This is a genomic window from Flagellimonas aurea (assembly GCF_017313785.1).
Taxonomy (GTDB): Bacteria; Bacteroidota; Bacteroidia; order Flavobacteriales; family Flavobacteriaceae; genus Flagellimonas; species Flagellimonas aurea.
Genome location: NZ_JAFLNL010000003.1, coordinates 58,538 through 77,926 on the forward strand (window position 1 = coordinate 58,538; position 19,389 = coordinate 77,926).

At 42.9% G+C, this 19,389-nt stretch carries 8 protein-coding genes; 5 read left to right on the forward strand and 3 right to left on the reverse strand.

The genetic code is table 11. From position 1 onward, the window contains the following. Nucleotides 1–162 precede the first annotated feature (162 nt). Nucleotides 163–8,487, reverse strand: a complete 8,325-nt coding sequence (locus tag J0656_RS06065) for a T9SS type B sorting domain-containing protein (RefSeq protein ID WP_207032305.1) — start codon at nt 8,485–8,487, stop codon at nt 163–165. A gap of 150 nt (nt 8,488–8,637) precedes the next feature. Between J0656_RS06065 and J0656_RS06070 the strand changes: the two genes are divergently transcribed. After that, a complete protein-coding gene (locus J0656_RS06070) occupies nt 8,638–9,756 on the forward strand; it encodes a PQQ-dependent sugar dehydrogenase (protein ID WP_207032306.1) in 1,119 nt (372 codons plus the stop codon). Between the two features lie 5 nt (nt 9,757–9,761). Here the strand turns inward: J0656_RS06070 and murQ are convergent, their stop codons facing one another. Together murQ and J0656_RS06080 are read right to left on the reverse strand one after the other, a co-directional pair. Continuing rightward, nucleotides 9,762–10,580, reverse strand: a complete 819-nt coding sequence (gene murQ, locus J0656_RS06075; protein ID WP_207032307.1) for an N-acetylmuramic acid 6-phosphate etherase — start codon at nt 10,578–10,580, stop codon at nt 9,762–9,764. Between the two features lie 4 nt (nt 10,581–10,584). Continuing rightward, nucleotides 10,585–11,334: a DeoR/GlpR family DNA-binding transcription regulator gene (locus J0656_RS06080; protein ID WP_207032308.1), complete on the reverse strand. Its 750-nt coding sequence runs from the start codon at nt 11,332–11,334 to the stop codon at nt 10,585–10,587. A 180-nt stretch (nt 11,335–11,514) separates the two neighbouring features. Between J0656_RS06080 and nagB the strand changes: the two genes are divergently transcribed. The 4 genes from nagB (at nt 11,515) to J0656_RS06100 (ending at nt 19,385) form a co-directional block, all read left to right on the forward strand. Further along, entirely contained in the window at nt 11,515–13,422 is a 1,908-nt protein-coding gene (gene nagB, locus J0656_RS06085) for a glucosamine-6-phosphate deaminase (RefSeq protein WP_207032310.1), read from the forward strand. Nucleotides 13,423–13,480: 58 nt separating this feature from the next. Then, a complete protein-coding gene (locus J0656_RS06090) occupies nt 13,481–16,453 on the forward strand; it encodes a SusC/RagA family TonB-linked outer membrane protein (RefSeq protein ID WP_207032312.1) in 2,973 nt (990 codons plus the stop codon). Nucleotides 16,454–16,470: 17 nt separating this feature from the next. Continuing rightward, on the forward strand, nt 16,471–17,811 hold the full coding sequence (locus tag J0656_RS06095; RefSeq protein WP_207032313.1) for a RagB/SusD family nutrient uptake outer membrane protein: 1,341 nt from the start codon (nt 16,471–16,473) through the stop codon (nt 17,809–17,811). A gap of 89 nt (nt 17,812–17,900) precedes the next feature. After that, a complete protein-coding gene (locus J0656_RS06100) occupies nt 17,901–19,385 on the forward strand; it encodes a glycoside hydrolase family 10-like protein (protein ID WP_207032315.1) in 1,485 nt (494 codons plus the stop codon). Nucleotides 19,386–19,389 lie beyond the last annotated feature (4 nt).

The window sequence follows — 19,389 nt, forward strand, 5'->3', positions numbered from 1 at the left end:
GGGTGCCAGAAGGAGTCTATCCTGAGCGTAGCCGAAGGACCACATCCCGAAAAGGGATTGCAAAAATATAAATTTTGGTGATACTATCACCCAGCACAACTAAAACTTTTTGGTACTAAGTTAGTCCTTGTTGAAGTCATTTTTCAAAAACAGGAACTCCATTTACTCCCGATATAGTGTAAAGTGGCCTACAAAGCGTTGTTTTTCAGTGTCGTTTGCATTTACCACGTACCAGTAGTCTCCTGTTGGAAGAGGTTTTCCATCATAGTTTCCGTCCCATTTTTTCACCTGGTCCAAATGTGCAACCACCCTACCATAGCGGTCATAAATAATCACATCTATATTTGGGAAGTATTCACGGTTCCCGGGATACCAATAGTCGTTCATGTTATCACCGTCAGGAGTAAAGAAATTGGGCATTTCCGGCATTCCTTCAAAATTAAATGGCATTACAAGAGTAGCCTCACAGCCATTTTGGTCACGTACCATAATGGTGATATTGGAATCTTGTATGATATTAAAGACATTCTCTTCACCAAAAGATTCTCCTTGGAAGAAGTACTCATAACCTCCAAAACCCCCAGTTGCAATAGCCGTGACTTCATCTGGACCTGTTTTGGTCGCTTCCAAAGTCAGTGGCTCATAAGCTTCAACCTCAAGCTCAACAAAGGTTACACATCCGTTTGCATGATAAATGTAAACGGTGTGCTCTCCCGCTGGTAAATCACCAAAAATCCGCTGATTGGTAGCCATCTGTATGTCATCCACATCCAAAGAGAACAATAGATTTGACAATTGGGAACCATCCGCAATATTTATGGTGACTGTACTATTTGGGAATATACCCTCACAACCATACTCCACAACCGGTTCGGCAACAATATCCACACCTATTCCAATTTCAGCGATCACATTGGTCTGACAACCATTGGCGTCACGTACAAAAACCACATAGGATTCACCTCCTTGGAGGTTATCGAAGAACAGACTATCGTTTTGTACAAAATCTGCATCGTCCGCAGAATTTACACTTGTATAATAGGGTCCCGTTCCTCCGGTAACTTCAAGAATCATGCTACCGTCTCCATCTCCCATACAGGTTTCCGGGGTAGTTTCCACAACTCCGGCCAAAAGTTCCATAGGCTGTGTAATCTCTACCGTTCTGGTAATGGTACAACCTAAATCATCCTGAATAATGATGTCATAGGTTCTTGGTGCCAAATCATTGAAGGTTTTTCTATTTGGATTGGCTGGGTCATCACCTTCGAAGAATTCACTTAACGTATCGGAGATGGAATATCTTATCTGACCTGTCCCCCCACTTGCTTCAATAATGATCTGTCCGTTCATATCCCCGGCACACAATACAGGCACAGCTTCCAAATAATCCAACACCAATGGGTCTTTTGGTTCAATATCAATCGGGGTCGACATCACTTCACATCCACCACTCTGAGCATATACAAAGTATCTTCCAGGGTTAAGTTCCCTGAATATCCCTGAATTCTGGGTGGGGCGTACAATGGATGACGCCGTCACAGGCAGCGTGTTGGAGTTAACCAAGGTATAGGTGTAGTTTCCGATTCCACCAAAAGCTTCGGAACGAATAATTCCCGTAGCTTCACCTGCACAGTTGATGGTTGCATTGTTCAAATCTAGATTGATGACCAATGGTGCAGCAGGATCTAAGGAAACTAAGTTGGATGTTTCATACGGACATCCATTGTCGTTTTGTACTTCGTATTGAAAAGGTCCTGCATCAGCACTAATATCCACAGAAATTTGAACACTTGTCACACCAGCTCCAAAACCAACAAATGCATCGCTTGTTCCCGCTCTTCGGTAGGAATAATTGACTCCCGGTTCTGGATTGGTCACCGTAAGTTCCATGATGCCCAAATCCCCACAACCTGGCGGTTGAAGTTCCCTCAATTCAGCAACCACTATTTCCGGGTCTAAAATGGTTATCTCATCTGTTTGGGCGCTACAGTTCCAGCCATCAAAAATGGTAATCCTGTAGACTCCTTCGGACAAATTACCAAATCGTGGCGTAGTCTGTAAACCGCTATTGGTCCCATCCGTAATTCTGTTCAATTGATATAGATAGTTTCCAGGCCCTTGACCACCGGCCTCATTGTATGCCTCTATAATCGCGTCATTATCATTGTTACAGGCCAATGGACGCACAATACGAATATCCGCTGTAATATCGATTGGTAGTGGTAGGTTCAGAGTTCTACTAGATTCACAACCTTCTAAGTCTCTAATATTTACCGTGTAAGTATCGGTTGATAGATTTTCGAATACTGGATTAGCATTCGGATAATCCACCAATATGGTTCCATCGGATGCCACCAATTGGTATTCGTAGGTTCCCCATCCTCCATCTCCTGAAGCTGTAATCTCTCCCAACCCGGGGACATTACAGGTAACCGGGGAAGTTTGCAATAAGTCAACGGTAAGTTCCCTATCCGGAGAACGTACCGTGGTAACATTGCTGACAGTATCACAATATGGTGAATCCAAAGCTTCTATACGCACTATCAAGTTGCCTGCAGGAACATTTTCAATACGTTCAGGAGTGTTGATAGGTGAATTGGTATCGAAAGTACCGGTTATGCCCGTAGAAGTCTCCACCCCAGAATTATCCCGGGTGAACACTTCATAATTATATTGACCATTATAATTATTGATATCCAAACTGATGACGCCATCTGAACCATTGAAACACATTACCGGTTCCACTTCGGCGATAACAGCTTCAATAGTATTGTACTCTGGCATATTGACGGTAGCCGTCAAATAAGTACATCCGCCACTTCCCACATCGGTAACCGCAAAAATGTAGTTGCCGGGCGTAGCAATATCCCAAGTGACCCTATCACTTCCTCCTGAACTACGGGCAGGTTCGGAGCCCAAAGGTAGTATCTGCACTTCATAATCCCCAGGACCCTCGTTTACTATGATATCAATGGAACCTGCACTGACCCCTGTTCCCGAAGTGTCACAGGTAATAGGGTTCACATTGTAGCTGAAAGTAATATCTGTAGGAGTGTTGATGTTTACCGTATCGGTAATTTCACATCCGTTTTGATCCCTTGCGGTAAGGACAATGGTCTGATTGGTTCCATTATCGATTACTTCAAAAGTGTTGCTTGTTTGGAAATTGGTTCCATCAAATTGTGGGGTTCCATCATTCATACTGTACGTGAACGACCCAGAACCAGTAGCTGCTCCTGTTCCATCACCATTGGTATCGGTATATATTGTGATGGTTGCCGTACTAAATTGGTTGCTCGATGGATTACAACTGAACTCGGTATTGACCGCATTAATCTGAACTTGCGTAGGTTCGTCTATTATGATATCCCCTGACCGTGCCGGACAACCCCTATTGGAAACTACTCCAACTTGATAGGTTCCTTGTGGCAAATTATCAAAGAGATTTGTCAATTGCGGTCCTGCTACTATTGTTGATGTAGAACCTTGATACAGTACATAGTTTATTGGAGTATCTGTGGCGGTTAGAGGGTCCAACTCTACCGAAATGGTTCCATCATCAGCCCCAAAACAGGTAATGTCGCTTTTTGGTGTGGCGGTAATAACAGGTGTATCCACAGTGGAAACAATCACCTCAGCTTCATCGGAACATAAAGGATTTGTGTTTGAATCCAAATCCGTCACCAAGATATTGTAGTTTCCAGGGTCAACACCATTAAAAACATTATTATTGATTTGCGGGGGCCCTACATTGGCCATACCATTGTCCACATCTCTTAGTTGGTATTCAAAATTTCCACTTCCTCCGGTTGTATTCACGGTAATTACACCATCACCTGCATTACAGGTGGGGTACGATGTGGCATCAGCGGAAATCGCGAAGAAATCAAATACATCAGCGGTTACCGTGTTGGTACATCCATTTCCGTCCCTAACGGTGATTACATAACTTCCCGGATTGGGAACAACAAATGACGTTCCTGATTGAAAACCGCTTCCAAGATCATATTGGAAAGTTTCTTCTGGCAATCCGGAACCTGTGGAAAGTGGAGAAACTATGTTGATTTGATATCCGCTGGTAGCCGTACACTGGTTTACCACATCTATTTCCGGGTCCGGAATCCCCGCCTCTTGGGTCACCGTCAGTGTGGTCATGGCGGTACAACCATTGGCATCCTGTACGTAAAAATCGTAGTCTGCGGGATAGGGCCCTGGTACTTCAAAAGTAGTTTCCGATGTAAATGTTGATGGTGCTGCACCTCCATTTGGCACATAGGCATAACTGTATGGCTCCGTGCTTCCAAAGCCTCTTACCGTAACCAAAGCTCCTGCATTACAGGTAGCTTCCACAAAATTGTCGATGGCTATGGAGACGGAACTGATATCGATGAAAGCTAAAGTACTTCCACTACAACCTGTACTATCGTCCGTAACGATTATCTGATAGTTTCCAGGCGCCAATCCTGTAACTGTTCCATTGTACGGTATGGTTTCGCCAGTAAATGTATCGGTTGAAACGGTTGCCCCAGTATCCGTATTCTCGACGGTTACGGTAAAATTGCCCGGTGCCGAAATTCCAGAGACCTCATAGTCAATGGAACCGCTGCCCGCTACGTTACACGAAGCCGCCAAGGATGTTGCGCTAACCGCAACAGGGTTAGTTGGACCGATGGAGTCAATTTCTTCAATATAGGTACAGCCGTTAGCATCCCTTACTTCGACAAAGTAAGTGACACCGGGAACGACTTGACCGGTTACATCAAAAATATCGTTGTTGGGCCCCTCTCCGAGTGTCCATGTCGGGTCTCCCACAAGTCTAAATTCATAAGGTTCGGTCCCCCCACTAGCCTGAACATGATATGGGAATGAAGTATCAGAACATACGGTTGGTTCTGCATCAATAGGTGTCAAATCCAATTCGTTTTGGTCTATGACCACCTGAACACGATCCTCGCACCCTAGGGCATCCGTTACGACCACAGTATAGTTGCCAAGAGGCAAGTTAGGGAAGTTCACCGATGTACTTGTGGTTCCTGTAGATGAAGATACGGTGCCTCCAAATTCATCTACCAAAACATAGTCATAAAGTGCAACACCACCAGAAACTATATTCGCTTCAATAGATCCATAAACCTGATCAAAAATTGATGAGCAAACGGCATCCGTAGGCGTGGCAGTTACTTCCAATGGGGCACTGGAACCTATGGTTACATCGTATATCGGGCTGATACATCCTCTGCTATCGCGAATTACAAAACCGGTATGTGTTCCCGCTCCATATCCTGAAAATATGTTCTGGCTGCCAAAAGTTGTTCCTCCATCATTACTGTATTCATAAGGAGGGATTCCTTGGGTGGTATCCGGAATCAATTCCACAATACCACTTGTATCATCCCCACATTGTGTGTCTGTTCCCACCACACTACCTGCAATGGTCTCAGGTGGCGAAATTGTCACGGTATTGGTTTCCGTGGTACAGCCTCGTGCATCGGTAATAGTAAACTGAAAGGTAGTATCAGAAATAATAGAACCATCATTCGGAATACTGTACACAAAGGAATTTCCTGTGATGTTGTTATTATCCGTAGTATATGGAGTACCGTTGATGCTCACTTCATAAGTACCATAATCGCCTGATGAGGTGTATCCATTGCTAATGTTTACCTGTATTTGACCAGGAGGCCCTGCACAATCCAGCTCTTGAATAGTTGTGGCATTCGCCATTAATTGAGGTTCGATAGTCGCGGTTATAGTATCCCTACAATCGTTGGCGTCCACCACCTCAATGGTATAGGTTCCTGGTGTAAGGCCCGCAAAACTATTGCTTGCCCCCAATACTCCATTGTTGATTCGATATTGGTAAGGTGCCAATCCGCCCGAAGCATTTACCACAAGGGTAGCTGCTGTAAAGTTGTCATAACAAAAATCGGAAGCTCCCATATCCAATGTAAGGGTCGGAGCATCCAAACGAGTCAATGTAAAACTATCGGTAATCGTACATCCGTTAGCATCGGTCACACTAACTTGATAGGTTCCTTCTTGTGAAAGATTGGAGAAGGTACTCCCGTTCTTAGGTCCTCTTGTGGAACCATCGGGCTGGGTCAACGTATATCGATTACCTCCCCATCCCCCAACGGTATTAACCCTTACAGCACCTGTATTTCCATTTTGGCAGCTCATTGCGGTAACATCCAAACCGGAGATACTGAAAGCTGTGGATGGTTCTTCTATCACCAACGTGGCCGTATCGGTACAATTGGTTTCTTCATCGGTCACCGAAATCACGTAGCTTCCGGCAGCCAACCCTGTCAATGCGATAATGCTATTGGTTTGACTTGTGGAAACCGGTCCGCCATCAATGCTATAACTATAAGTAGAGTTGAATCCATCTACCAGAAACCTTCCCTCTCCGTCGGAATCGCCAACGCAGGTAACCACTCGGGTCTGTTGCCCTTGCACTCCTATAGAGCTGATATCGGTAATGGCATAGTTTTCTTCATAAGAACACCCCTCATCATCGGTCACCCTAAAAGTATAAGTTCCTAATCCCAAACCTGCAAACGTATTATTGTTCCCATTGTTTACGGCACTAGCTGATGGAGATACAATTTCATAGGTATAAGTGCCCGAACCACCTGTTACGCTCAAATCCAAAGAGGCTGTAGTGGTGATACAATCCAAGCTGGAGATACTGAAATCAATATCTGTTGGTTTGTTCAAGGTGTTAAAAGGAATATCTGGTAAGGTTTGCACACATCCGTTTGCATCTCGAACCATGGGGGTATAAGTTCCCACTCCCAAGTTTGGGAACACATTGTTGCTTCCAAAACCGGCTCCAATACTATATTCATATGGTGCCGTTCCCCCGGAAACTCCAGAGATGGTTATTTGTCCTCCATTTTCATCGGCACAATCTGGGAAACTATCTGGTGCAGCCGATGCCAATATGGTAGATGGCGTTCCTATAGTTACTGTTTGAGGTGCAGTTGTACAGGTAAAAGAATCTTGCTCATACCTCAGTACCAAATCGTAGGTACCCGGTGCCAAGTTTGAAAACACATTGCTTATCTGAAAACTACTTCCATTATTAATGCTGTACGTAATTTCATAACCGAATCCGCTGGTTACGTTTACGGTTACCCTACCGTCGTTGGCGCCACCACAATTGGCATCTTCTTCCGTAAAATTGAATACTGGCGGCGGAATATTTTCAACATCTACAGCAGCAGTCCGTTGACATCCGTTCGCATCTTCAACCAAAATATTGTAGGTTCCAGCAGTTGAAACGGAAAAGCTTGATGTACTGGGATAGGTTGAACCAAAGGGCCCTCCATCCACGCTAAATCTATATGGCGCGGTACCCCCGCTAGTGGCCACGTTTACATTGACGGATGTTGCACCACAGCCAAAACTATCGGAAGCTGTTGCAGAAACTGCCAATGGACTTATCCCACCTCCTATTACGATTGGGTCGCCATCAATATCGGTGGTTACCGTTTCCGAACAATTATTAGTTTCTACGCGGATGTTATATGTACCCGGACTTACATTCGCAAAAGTATAAGTATCTGAACCGTTGGGGCCAAAAGTGTCCACGGTAACACCGTTTTTCACCAATCTATAAGTATAAAAACCAGGAACTCCCGACACGGCCACGTCTATGCTCCCCAATTCTCCGCTACATAAAATATCATGCGTAGTAACATCTACATTGATATCCAAATCTTCAACCCTCAACATATTTGATGGAAAGACACAGGCTGTTTCGGAAACATTTTTCAATCGAACATAAACACGATAATCCCCAGGGGCCGTAATATCAAAAAATGGGGCATCTTGGTAAGGACCTGCGGTACTGTTCAAACTATATTCGTAACCAGCTGGAACATTTGTAACTTCAACCCTTCCTGGATTCCCACAAACAATATCTTCTTTGATAAGTTGAGGATTCAACGGGTTAAGTGTTGATTTGAAGTAATAATATTGACCAGAATTTACTCGTACTCGAAATTCCCCTGCAGTGGCCAAGTTAAAGGTAGCTCCTGTACCGACCGTATTCCAAGTACAAGCATTGTTAATGGTAGGACAATCTTCCACCACAGTAGGTGCACAACTATTTGGATCTAATTGCTGCCATTGGTAAGAACTCCCAGATTGACTGAGCGTAAGCGTTCTGGTATCGCTGGTACCGCACAAAAAGAATTTGGCCACCGTACTCCCATCATTGGGACACGTAACCTCTTGATTGGCACCATTGATAATGGTAGCAAACATCGCGGTCGTTGCGAACAGCTCTCTTTCTTCGTTGGACGCATTTTTTGAGGTTGCATCTAGATTCTTTTCTTTGGTATCGGACTCTGTTTCTTTGGAAACCATATTGACAAGAATCCGAGCAACATGAGTCTTAGCTAATACCGTAGAACCGAAGATTGAAATGAACACCAACAACACGGCATATAATAAATGCCTTGTTTTTTGTGGGAGCATAGGTTAAGTCTTGTTAAGAAGAATATTCAGATTTGGGATCTCAACACTCTTTAATAGTAATTTTCTGTTCTTATAAAATTTCTCTTTATCTTGAATGGATCAACAATAAATGCAGTTTATCCATAAAACCTGTTATTTCAACGTAAAATTATGCAAAATAGTCTCTTGTTTCCTATTTTTTTCGTTGTACTGCTAGGTACATCGTGCGCACAAACCCGTGATAAAGACATCAATACGCCAAAAACCCTTGATTTTACTGAGGAATTGGTAGTTGATGGTATTCAGAACGGGTGGGGCATGGTTTTCTTGCCCGATGGTGCTATTTTAACATCCGACAAATCCGGACGGCTACTTTTATATAAATCTGGCAAAACCGTGGAAATTGAAAATCCTCCAAAAGTTTACAATAGAGGACAAGGCGGTTTAATGGATATTGAACTGCATCCAAACTACAATGAAAATGGTTGGATATATTTCTCCTATGCATCTACCGAAGGGGAAGAAAAAGGAGGAAACACGGCAATCATGAGAGCCAAATTATCCCAAAACAAGCTTATTAACAAGGAAGTTCTCTATAAAGCAACTCCTAACTCCACTCGTGGACAACATTTTGGGTCTAGAATAGAGTTTGATAAAAATGGCTACCTATTTTTTTCCATTGGCGAAAGAGGAAACAGAGATGTTAATCCCCAAGACATAACCCGGGATGGTGGCAAAATATACCGGCTAAAGGATGATGGCAGTATTCCTGAAGACAATCCATTCATTAATGAAAAAGGTTCAAAACAGGCCATCTGGAGCTATGGACATCGAAATCCCCAAGGTCTGGCCCTTCATCCAGAAACAGAAGCGCTGTGGGAACACGAACATGGACCAAGGGGCGGAGATGAAATCAATATAATTAAAAAAGGAAAAAACTACGGTTGGCCCGTTGTCACCTATGGCATTAATTACAGCGGCACCCAAATTACCGATGAAACCTCCAAACCCGGAATGGAACAGCCACTTTACCAATGGACGCCTTCCATTGCACCCTCGGGAATGACCTTCGTTACTTCTGATAAATACCCCAAATGGAAAGGTAGCTTATTGGTCGGCTCTTTGTCATTTCAATATTTAGAACGATTGGAACTAAAGAACGATAAAGTAGTATACCGGGAAAAGCTACTGGACGGCATAGGAAGGGTCCGGAATGTACGGCAAGCCCCTGATGGGTTTATCTATGTAAGCGTTGAGGGGCAGGGCATCTACCGGTTAGTTCCCAAATAAAACTTTTACTTTTTAAGCGCGTCAATGGCCAACTTGACCGAACCATATTTTTTGAGGGCTTTTTCAGCTTCTTCATAATCAAGGCCAAGTTCTTCCATAATATAGCGTGTACCCCTGTCAACTAATTTGGTATTGCTCAACTGCATGTTCACCATTTTATTTCCTTTTACGCGGCCTACACGGATCATGAGGGCGGTAGAAATCATATTCAGAACCAATTTTTGACTAGTGCCGCTCTTCATACGGGTACTTCCGGTCAAAAACTCGGGCCCCACATTGACTTCAATGGGAATATCGGCGGATTGGGCAAGCGGTGAACCTGGGTTATTGGTGATTCCCACTGTCAAAATACCATGGGCCTTTGCATCCGAAATGCCTCCCAGCACATATGGCGTTGTTCCCGAAGCTGCAATTCCGACCAACATGTCGTTACAATTTATATCATACTCTTTAAGATCCTTCCAAGCTTGCAATGTATCATCCTCGGCATTCTCCACTGCCTTGCGAATAGCTTGGTCCCCACCTGCTATGAGCCCAACTACCCTATCGTAAGGCATCCCGAAAGTCGGGGGAATTTCTGAAGCATCAAGTATCCCCAGTCTTCCGCTGGTACCTGCACCAATATAAAATAGCCTGCCCCCTTTTTCAAAACGTTGGGCCATTTCATCAACCACTTTGGCTACTTGTGGCAATACCAACTCTACTGCATCGGCAACTTTTTTGTCTTCATTGTTGATATTGGTCACGATATCCAAAGTATCCATTTCATCCAAACGATCATAATTGGATGGTTCCTCGGTAATCTTGATGTGTTTTTCTACCACTACTTTATAGTATTTGTATGTTCAAATTTTTGAATGCTTCTAATTTTGCGTCCCAAGGTTCCAGCTCTGTAATCATTACATCAACCTCCTCCACCCCACATATTTTATAACGCTGCAGGGAGCCTATTTTTTCTGAAATACATGGAGAAACCACTTTTCTGGAACTATGGATCATCGCTTTTTTCATTTGGACTATCTCCCAATCAAATTCCGTTAAACCTTCCGTAGGATGAATGGAGTTGGTCCCTAAAAAACAAATATCAACCTTTATTTCAGACAGCATATTAATGGCACTACCTCCAATTGTTATCTGGGAATCCTTAGATAAACGACCTCCAATAAAAATAACCTCTATATTGCTTTTGCCCAATAACTGCACCGCAATGGGCAGGCTTGGAGTAAAACAGGTCAGCTTCATTTTTGGCGGCAATTTTCTGGCCAATTCCAAATTGGTAGTGCCTCCACTCAACAGAATCACTTGTCCGTCCTTTATCAAACTTAGGGCCTTCTCTGCAATCTGAGACTTTTTATCCAAAGAATAAATTTTCTTGCCCGTGGGGTTATAATTATTAAATCCCAATGAGACCGCACCGCCATGTACCTTTTTCAACTGCTTGGCACTATGCAATTCTTTGATGTCCCTACGTATGGTATCGACCGAAACATTGAGCTGATCAGCTATGTCGGTCAAAAGAACCCTATTATGGATTCCCACCTCGTTGAGTATAAACTGTTGCCTTTCTTCCTTTAACATATGGTGGGTTAAAGTTAAATAAATATTAAAGCTCCGAACAAGAACAGCAAAATACTGCAAAAAATTGCAGAATTCAAGGATGATTCATCAAAAAAAGCATTTAATTGCATTATTTGCAGTTTTTTGCATATATTTGGAATTAACTTTTCAGCATTTTGCTAGAACATTATAAATTTTCTTATGTACCAGCCTTATCAGGAAGAATTAAGATTTGAAAAAATCCACACTATTATTCATGGGGATTCAGATGAAGCTTCGTTGTCAGTTGCCAACGAAATTGCAAGCTTGATCAAGCAAAAACAAGAACAGGGAACCAAAGCTGTTTTAGGTTTGGCAACAGGCTCCACGCCTGTAAAGGTTTATGATTACTTGGTCCAGTTCCATAAAGAAGGAAGACTGAGCTTCAAAAATGTGATCACTTTCAACTTGGACGAGTACTTTCCAATGGAACCCGACTCCATCCACAGTTATGTACGATTTATGAACGAACACTTGTTTGATCATATTGACATAGAGCCACACAACATCCATATTCCCGATGGAAACCTTTCCATGGAGGAAGTGAGAAAGTACTGTGAGGACTACGAAGAAAAAATCAAGAATGTTGGTGGCATCGATATTCAGGTGTTGGGTATCGGTAGGACCGGGCACATTGGCTTTAACGAACCGGGTTCCACCTTGAGTAGCAAAACTCGTTTGATTCGTTTGGACAGGGTGACACGATTGGATGCCGCAAGCGACTTTTTTGGCGAAGAGAACGTTCCCAAGAGAGCTATCACCATGGGAGTAGGCACTATTATGAATGCCCGCAAAATCATTTTGATGGCCTGGGGCGAAGGTAAGTCCAATATTATCCAGCAAGCAGTTGAAGGAGAAATCAAAGAATCAGTACCCGCAACATTCCTTCAACATCATGAAAACTGTGATTTTGTTTTGGATGAAGCCGCCGCTTCTTCACTGACAAGAATCAAAACACCTTGGTTGGCAACGGAATGTGATTGGAATGAAAAGCTTATCAAGACCGCCACCATTTGGTTATCGGAAAAACTGAACAAAGCAATCCTTAAATTGACCAACGAGGATTACAATGAATACGGCATGGGTAATTTGATCGCTGAAATAGGTTCGGCCGAACAAATCAACCTTCAGGTTTTCAATCAATTACAACACACAATAACAGGTTGGCCAGGAGGTAAACCTAATGCAGATGATAGTCAAAGACCTGAAAGAGCTCAGCCCCACCCGAAAACCTCATTGATTTTTAGTCCTCACCCCGATGATGACGTCATTTCCATGGGAGGAACTTTACTAAGACTGGTAGACCAAGGACATGATGTCCACGTAGCCTATCAAACCTCGGGAAACATTGCAGTGTTTGATGACGAAGTTATCCGATTCTTGGATTTTGCTACGGACATCCAAAAAGACAATAAAGAACTTAGAAAGAAATTTAAGCAAGTACGCGAATTTTTGGCCAATAAAAAACCAGGGGAATTGGACAGTCCAGAAGTACAACAATTCAAAGGACTTATCCGAAAAGGCGAAGCCTTGGCCGCTTGTAGGTACTGTAATGTTCCTGAGGAAAATGCCCACTTTCAGAACTTACCGTTCTATGAGACCGGTGCAGTTAGAAAAAAACCACTTTCTGATGAAGATGTTCAGATAACCTACGACTTGCTGAACAAATTAAAACCACATCAAATATTTGCTGCTGGTGATTTATCCGATCCACATGGAACGCACCGAGTATGTCTTCAAATCATATTCAAGGCGTTGGAAAAATTAAAAGAAGATAGAGTGGAATGGATCAGAAACTGCTACGTATGGCTGTACCGTGGAGCTTGGCAAGAATGGGACATTGCTGATATGGAAATGGCCGTGCCAATTGGACCAAAAGATATGGCCAGAAAAATCAACGCCATCTTCAAACATCAGTCACAAAAGGACAGCGCCATGTTCCCTGGAAACGATGAAAGGGAGTTCTGGCAACGTGCAGAACAAAGAAATAAGGAAACAGCCAACCGATATAACTCGCTCGGTATGGCAGAGTATGAAGCCATGGAAGGCTTTGTACGCTATCATTTTTAAACTCGCAAAATTTACTCTTTTTCAAACTAAACTCAATTAAATTAAACTACTCATTTTTATGCGAAAACTTCAGGATTTTCTAGGATTGAGGTTCCGATTGGTTTTGTTCGCTCTTGTGGCATCAACGCTATCTGCGTTTGGCCAGAGCCAATACACCTTTACGGGAACCATTACTGAAACCGGCACAAATCTGCCACTGGCAGGCGCATCGGTTTTTGTTGAAAACACAACTTTCGGTACAGTGACCGATTTTGATGGTAACTACAGCTTTACAGCTACTTTGGACTCTGGTTCTTACAACTTAGTATTCAGTTCGCTAGGTTTTACCACACAGAAGGTATCCGTTAATGCTGGCGGAAGCACCACAATAACCAATGACATAGCACTTGCAGAAGACCTTTTGAGTCTTGATGAAGTAGTCGTTACAGGTACGGGATCCGGAGCCAACAAAAGGGCATTGGGTAACGCTATTTCATCGGTCAAAGCCGAAGAGCTTACCGACAATGGTGCCACGCAAATTGACCAAGCCATTGCCGGTAAAATCACGGGTGCCTTGGTTCAACAGAACTCGGGTGACCCTGCCGGTGGTATCAGTATCCGTTTAAGGGGGCCAAGTACCATAGCCGGTAACTCCGACCCACTTTATATTGTGGATGGAATCATTATCAGTAACAGCAGTAACGAACTTGTAGACCTTGGTGGTAATGCCCAAAACCGTTTGGCGGACATAAACCCCAACGACATCGAGAAAATCGAGGTGATAAAAGGTGCAGCTGCAGCGGCAATATATGGTTCCCGGGCAAGTAATGGTGTGGTACAGATCTTTACAAAACAAGGAAGAAGCGGCGAACCAAAATTCTCTTTTATGACCAATGTTAGGGTAAACGAACTAAGAAAAGAGATTGACTACAATACCGTACCATTGGCATGGGAGGTTCCCGGTGACAGAACCAACTTAGCTACTTACGAAGTAGAGCGCTACAACCTTCAAGATTCTTTCTTTGATACAGGTTTCGGAATAGAAAACTACTTATCTATGACAGGTGGTTCAGAAAAAACATCTTATTACCTGTCCGCTTCTCACTTGGACAATGAAGGTATTGTCGAAAACACTAACTTCAAGAGATATGGTTTAAAAGCCAACTTGACTCAAAAAGCATTTGATTGGCTAGATATTACAGGTGGTTTCAACTTTATAAGAAGTGTAAGCAAAGATGTGCCAAATGGTGGTATCAACAATGCATATGGTGCAATTACAGGCTTTGTTTTCAGCGATAACTCAATAGATCCTTCACCAGATGAATCCGGAGTTTATCCTATAACTTCTCCTGCAGTTCCAAGAACAAATCCTGCCGAGGCCGTGGCCCGATTTGATTTTGGCCAAAAAACCAATCGTTTTATCACAAGTATTGCTTTGGATGCCAACTTTAATGAGCATTTGAGTGCGAAATATACTTTGGGTATGGATTACTACAATCAGTCTGCGACAGCTTACATCCCAATTGGAAACACATCCCCCAACCCTGATGGATATGCAAGAAGGGCTGATTTGAACAATTTTCAATACAACTCTGACCTTAATGTGACATACGACACGGATTTAACGGATGCCATTACATCAACTTCTACGTTAGGCGGGTCATGGCAGTATGAAGAGCGTGATCGTGTAGGAATTAATGCCACTGGTCTTCCACCCGTTGTTCAGACTGCCACAGGAGGTAGTATATTGGAACAAGGTGAAACAAGGTCTCAAATTTCTTACTGGGGTGCTTTTTTACAGCAATCCTTCTCTTTTAACGATAAAATCTACGTGAATGGCGCCGTGCGTATGGACGGAGCATCGACCTTTGGCGAGGACGAGCGTAACCAGCTGTATTTTAAAGCCAGTGGATCCTATGTAATTTCCGATGAAGATTTTTGGCAGGAATCACTAGGTGGTACGTTCAACCTACTAAAACTTAGGGCATCTTGGGGTCAAGCTGGGAACTTGACCGCATTGGGAGCCTTTGACAGATTCTCTATCTACAATCCATCTGCTTTAACAGGTTCGGTAAGTTTGATTCCTTCCACTGCCCAAGGTAACGAAGATTTGAAACCAGAAAGACAAGATGAAATTGAACTAGGTTTTGATGCAGGATTGTTCGACAATAGATTAGGTATCGAATTCTCTTATTATAAACAAAAAGTAACGGATCTTCTTTTGCCAAGGGTATTGGCGCCATCCAGTGGATTTGGCTCCAGGTTTGAAAATGTTGGCAACTTGGAAAATACAGGTGTTGAGGTTCTTTTAAGAGGTGCCCCGATAAGAACACCCGATTTTAGTTGGGATGTTACCGCCACATTTTCCACTAACAAAAACGAGGTGACCAGTGTAGCTGGAGGAGGCCGATTAACATTGGCCGGAAGTTTTTCCACCAACTATGTTATAGAAGGTGAACCACTTGGTGTGTTCTATCGTCAATTCTACGCAAGAAATGAGGATGGATCTATTGCATTGGACGAAGACGGCTATCCTTACAGAGGTACAACGGAAGACGGAGAGTCCTCTAAGGTAATCGGAGATCCAAACCCAGATTGGTTCGGCTCCTTGATCAATGAGTTCACCTACAAGGATTTTGGACTTAGAGTACAGTTCGATGCCGTACAAGGTTACGATGTTTTCAACTGGAACAGAAGATTATTGGACAACGTAGTGTTCGGAGGTGGATACAATGTTGGACAAGAATTGTTGGGCAACCGTCCTAAAGGTTACGGAAGTGCACAGGCAAACATTTTTGAAGAATTCGTAGAAGATGGATCCTTCGTAAAACTACGTGAGGTAGCATTGAGCTACAATCTTAAACCGAGCTGGGAATATATCGACAACATCAAATTTAGCTTGGTGGGTAGAAACCTATTCTCTTGGGACGATTACTCAGGATGGGATCCAGAAGTTAGTGCCGCGGGACAAAGCAACGGTGTACGTGGATTCGATTTTGCAACGGTGCCGATTCCAAGAACATATCAGTTAGGCGTTAACGTAAGCTTCTAATCTTAAAAAAATTGACAATGAAATTTTACAGATATAACACATATAAGCTGATGTTTCTGCTAACAACTGTATTGGCATTTACATCTTGCGAAACCGATTTTGACAATCCAAATTCAGCAACCAGCGATCAGGTGTTCTCATCGAGAGAAGGTATCTTGGCCGCAACCACGGGAATGCAGGAACTGTATTCCACAACAGGTTTGCGATACATTATAGAAACCCCTGCCATAACAACAAGAGAGGCAGGTATCACCACCACTTTTCAAAATATGATTGATCTAGAGGATGGAGGGGATATTCCAAACACTAACTCAAATGTAATTGGACTCTGGACCACCATGCTCAGAGTAATAGGTATTGCCGAAGATATTTCAACAAATGCTGCAACCATAGACATTGATCCAGGAACTCAAAGTGGATTGATTGCCTATGCAAACCTATACCATGCAATGAGTATTGGCGCCATGGCTCAAAATTATGAGCAAGTTATTGTGGCAACATCAGAAGATAACCCTCCTTTTGTTTCTCGCATAGAGGGCTTTAACACTGCTATTACTTTGTTGAACGAGGCTAAAAATACGTTGGCCGCCACTCCTGTTTCTTCAGAATTTGAAGAAGAGATATTGAGAGGGCAAATCGACTTGGAAAACACTTTGGATGCTATGTTGGCAAGGTTTAACCTGTACGCTGGCAATTATGATGCTGCCATTGCTGCGGCAGCAGAAGTAGACCAATCATCAACTTCTGTGTTCAGCTACGATTCACAAAACCTAAATCCTATTTGGGCAAGGGTATATCAAAATGGGACTCCAAACTTTAAACCAAGAGATAATTTTGGACTACCAGATTCATTTGATATCGACGAAAATGATGGTAGGACCGAGTTCTACTTAATTCCATTGGACACATTAAATCTTAACCAACTTCCTATCGAGGATCTAGCCGGTTTTTTTGATGAAGAGAATGGATCGGAGTCAATTCCTTTATATCTACCAGATGAAATGAACTTGATCATTGCAGAGGCCAACCTTAGGAAAGCCTCCCCTGATACTGGTGCCGCCATTACAGCCTTAAATTTAGTGTTGACCGACACAGATGATGTGTTCGGAGTAAATGCCAGTTTACCTGAATATGCTGGAGACACTTCAGTAGACGCATTATTGAACGAAGTTTATAAAAATAGGAGAATAGAATTGTTCTTGACAGGTGCAAGCTTGGAGGACAGTAGAAGATTTGGAAGGCCGGAACCGACTCCATCTGTCCAAAACTTTGAGGAAGAACGAAACAGAAACTTCTATCCTTATCCTAACACTGAAAGAGATAACAATACAAACACACCGGCTGACCCAGCCATTTAAAAGGTTAATGTTTTTAAGTTGTTAGTTGTTTAATTAATCTTGAAAAGGCCTACATTTAGTGCATACGTAGGCCTTTTTTTATCATATATATGCGTCGGTTTTTATACATATTGCCCATACTTTTTACATGCGCTTGCGCAACCGTAAAGGCACCTAAAAAAGAGTTTAGGGGCGTATGGATTGCCACAGTGGCCAATATTGATTGGCCCAAACATCCAAATGACGATGTTTCCAAGAAAAAAAAGGATTTCATCGAAATCCTAGATTTCTACCAAAAAATGAATTTCAATGCGGCAATAGTACAGGTACGCACCGCGGGAGACGCCCTCTACCCTACCAATTTGGCACCTTGGTCCAGATATTTGACCGGTACGGAAGGTAAAGCCCCCTCTGGTTTTGAGGAGCCGCTCAAATGGATGATCAACGAAACCCATAAACGCGGGATGGAATTCCATGCTTGGCTGAACCCATATAGAGCAACAGTTAGCTTGGATACTTCTTTACTTTCCCAAAAGCACGATTATTACCAACACCCCGATTGGATCATTCAATACGGGAAAAAGAATTATTACAACCCAGGACTACCCGCAGTTAGGGAAAAGTTCAATAAAATTATAGAAGAGTTGGTCACCACTTATGAGGTGGATGCCATACATTTTGATGACTACTTCTACCCCTACAAAGTAGAGGGGGACACTTTTGATGATGCAGCAACCTATGCAAAATATGGATTACCGAGTCAATCCTTGGAAGATTGGCGACGAAGCAATGTGGACTCGCTAGTTCAAAATGTGCATCGGACCATAAAAAAGCACAAGCCATGGGTTCAATTCGGGATAAGCCCTTTTGGAGTCTGGAAAAATAAGAGTACCGACCCCATGGGTTCCGATACCAAAGCGGGACAAACCACCTATGAAGATCTATTTGCCGACCCCGTACTTTGGGTCCAAGAAGGCTGGCTGGATTATTTGGCCCCACAAGTTTATTGGAGCATGGACTATCCGGTGGCATCCCATAAGATCATAACATCTTGGTGGGACCAGCACACACCCAACACCAATCTATACATCGGAAATGGCACCTACAAAATAAAGAACAACGCCGACAAGGCTTGGGACAAAAATAATGAGATTCCAAAACAGTTGAACTTTGCCCGGGAATTGGACCACATCGATGGAAATATATTCTTTAGTGCAAAATCATTGATAGGTCAGCATAAAAAAGTAAATGAGAAGCTTCAAAAGAAGTATTATCGTTTGCCTGCCGAAAACCCCGGACCACTCAACAAAGTTGTTCGAGAAGTTCAATTACCGGCCATCAAATCCGTTCAGTTGAACGAACAAATTTTGAATATCTGCGTCAACCATACAGATGAAATCCCCCGATTTCTAAATCTTTACACATCTAAAAAAGAAAAACACCAACTCGTTGGAAAACAATATATTTCAGAAAGTGATATGGAAGGATGCTATCAATTTCAACTGACCAAAAAGCAGTTACGAAACGATATACAAATCAATGTTAGCGATGCTTATGGCAACGAAAGTGCTATGCTACCATTAAACGTAAATTAGACCC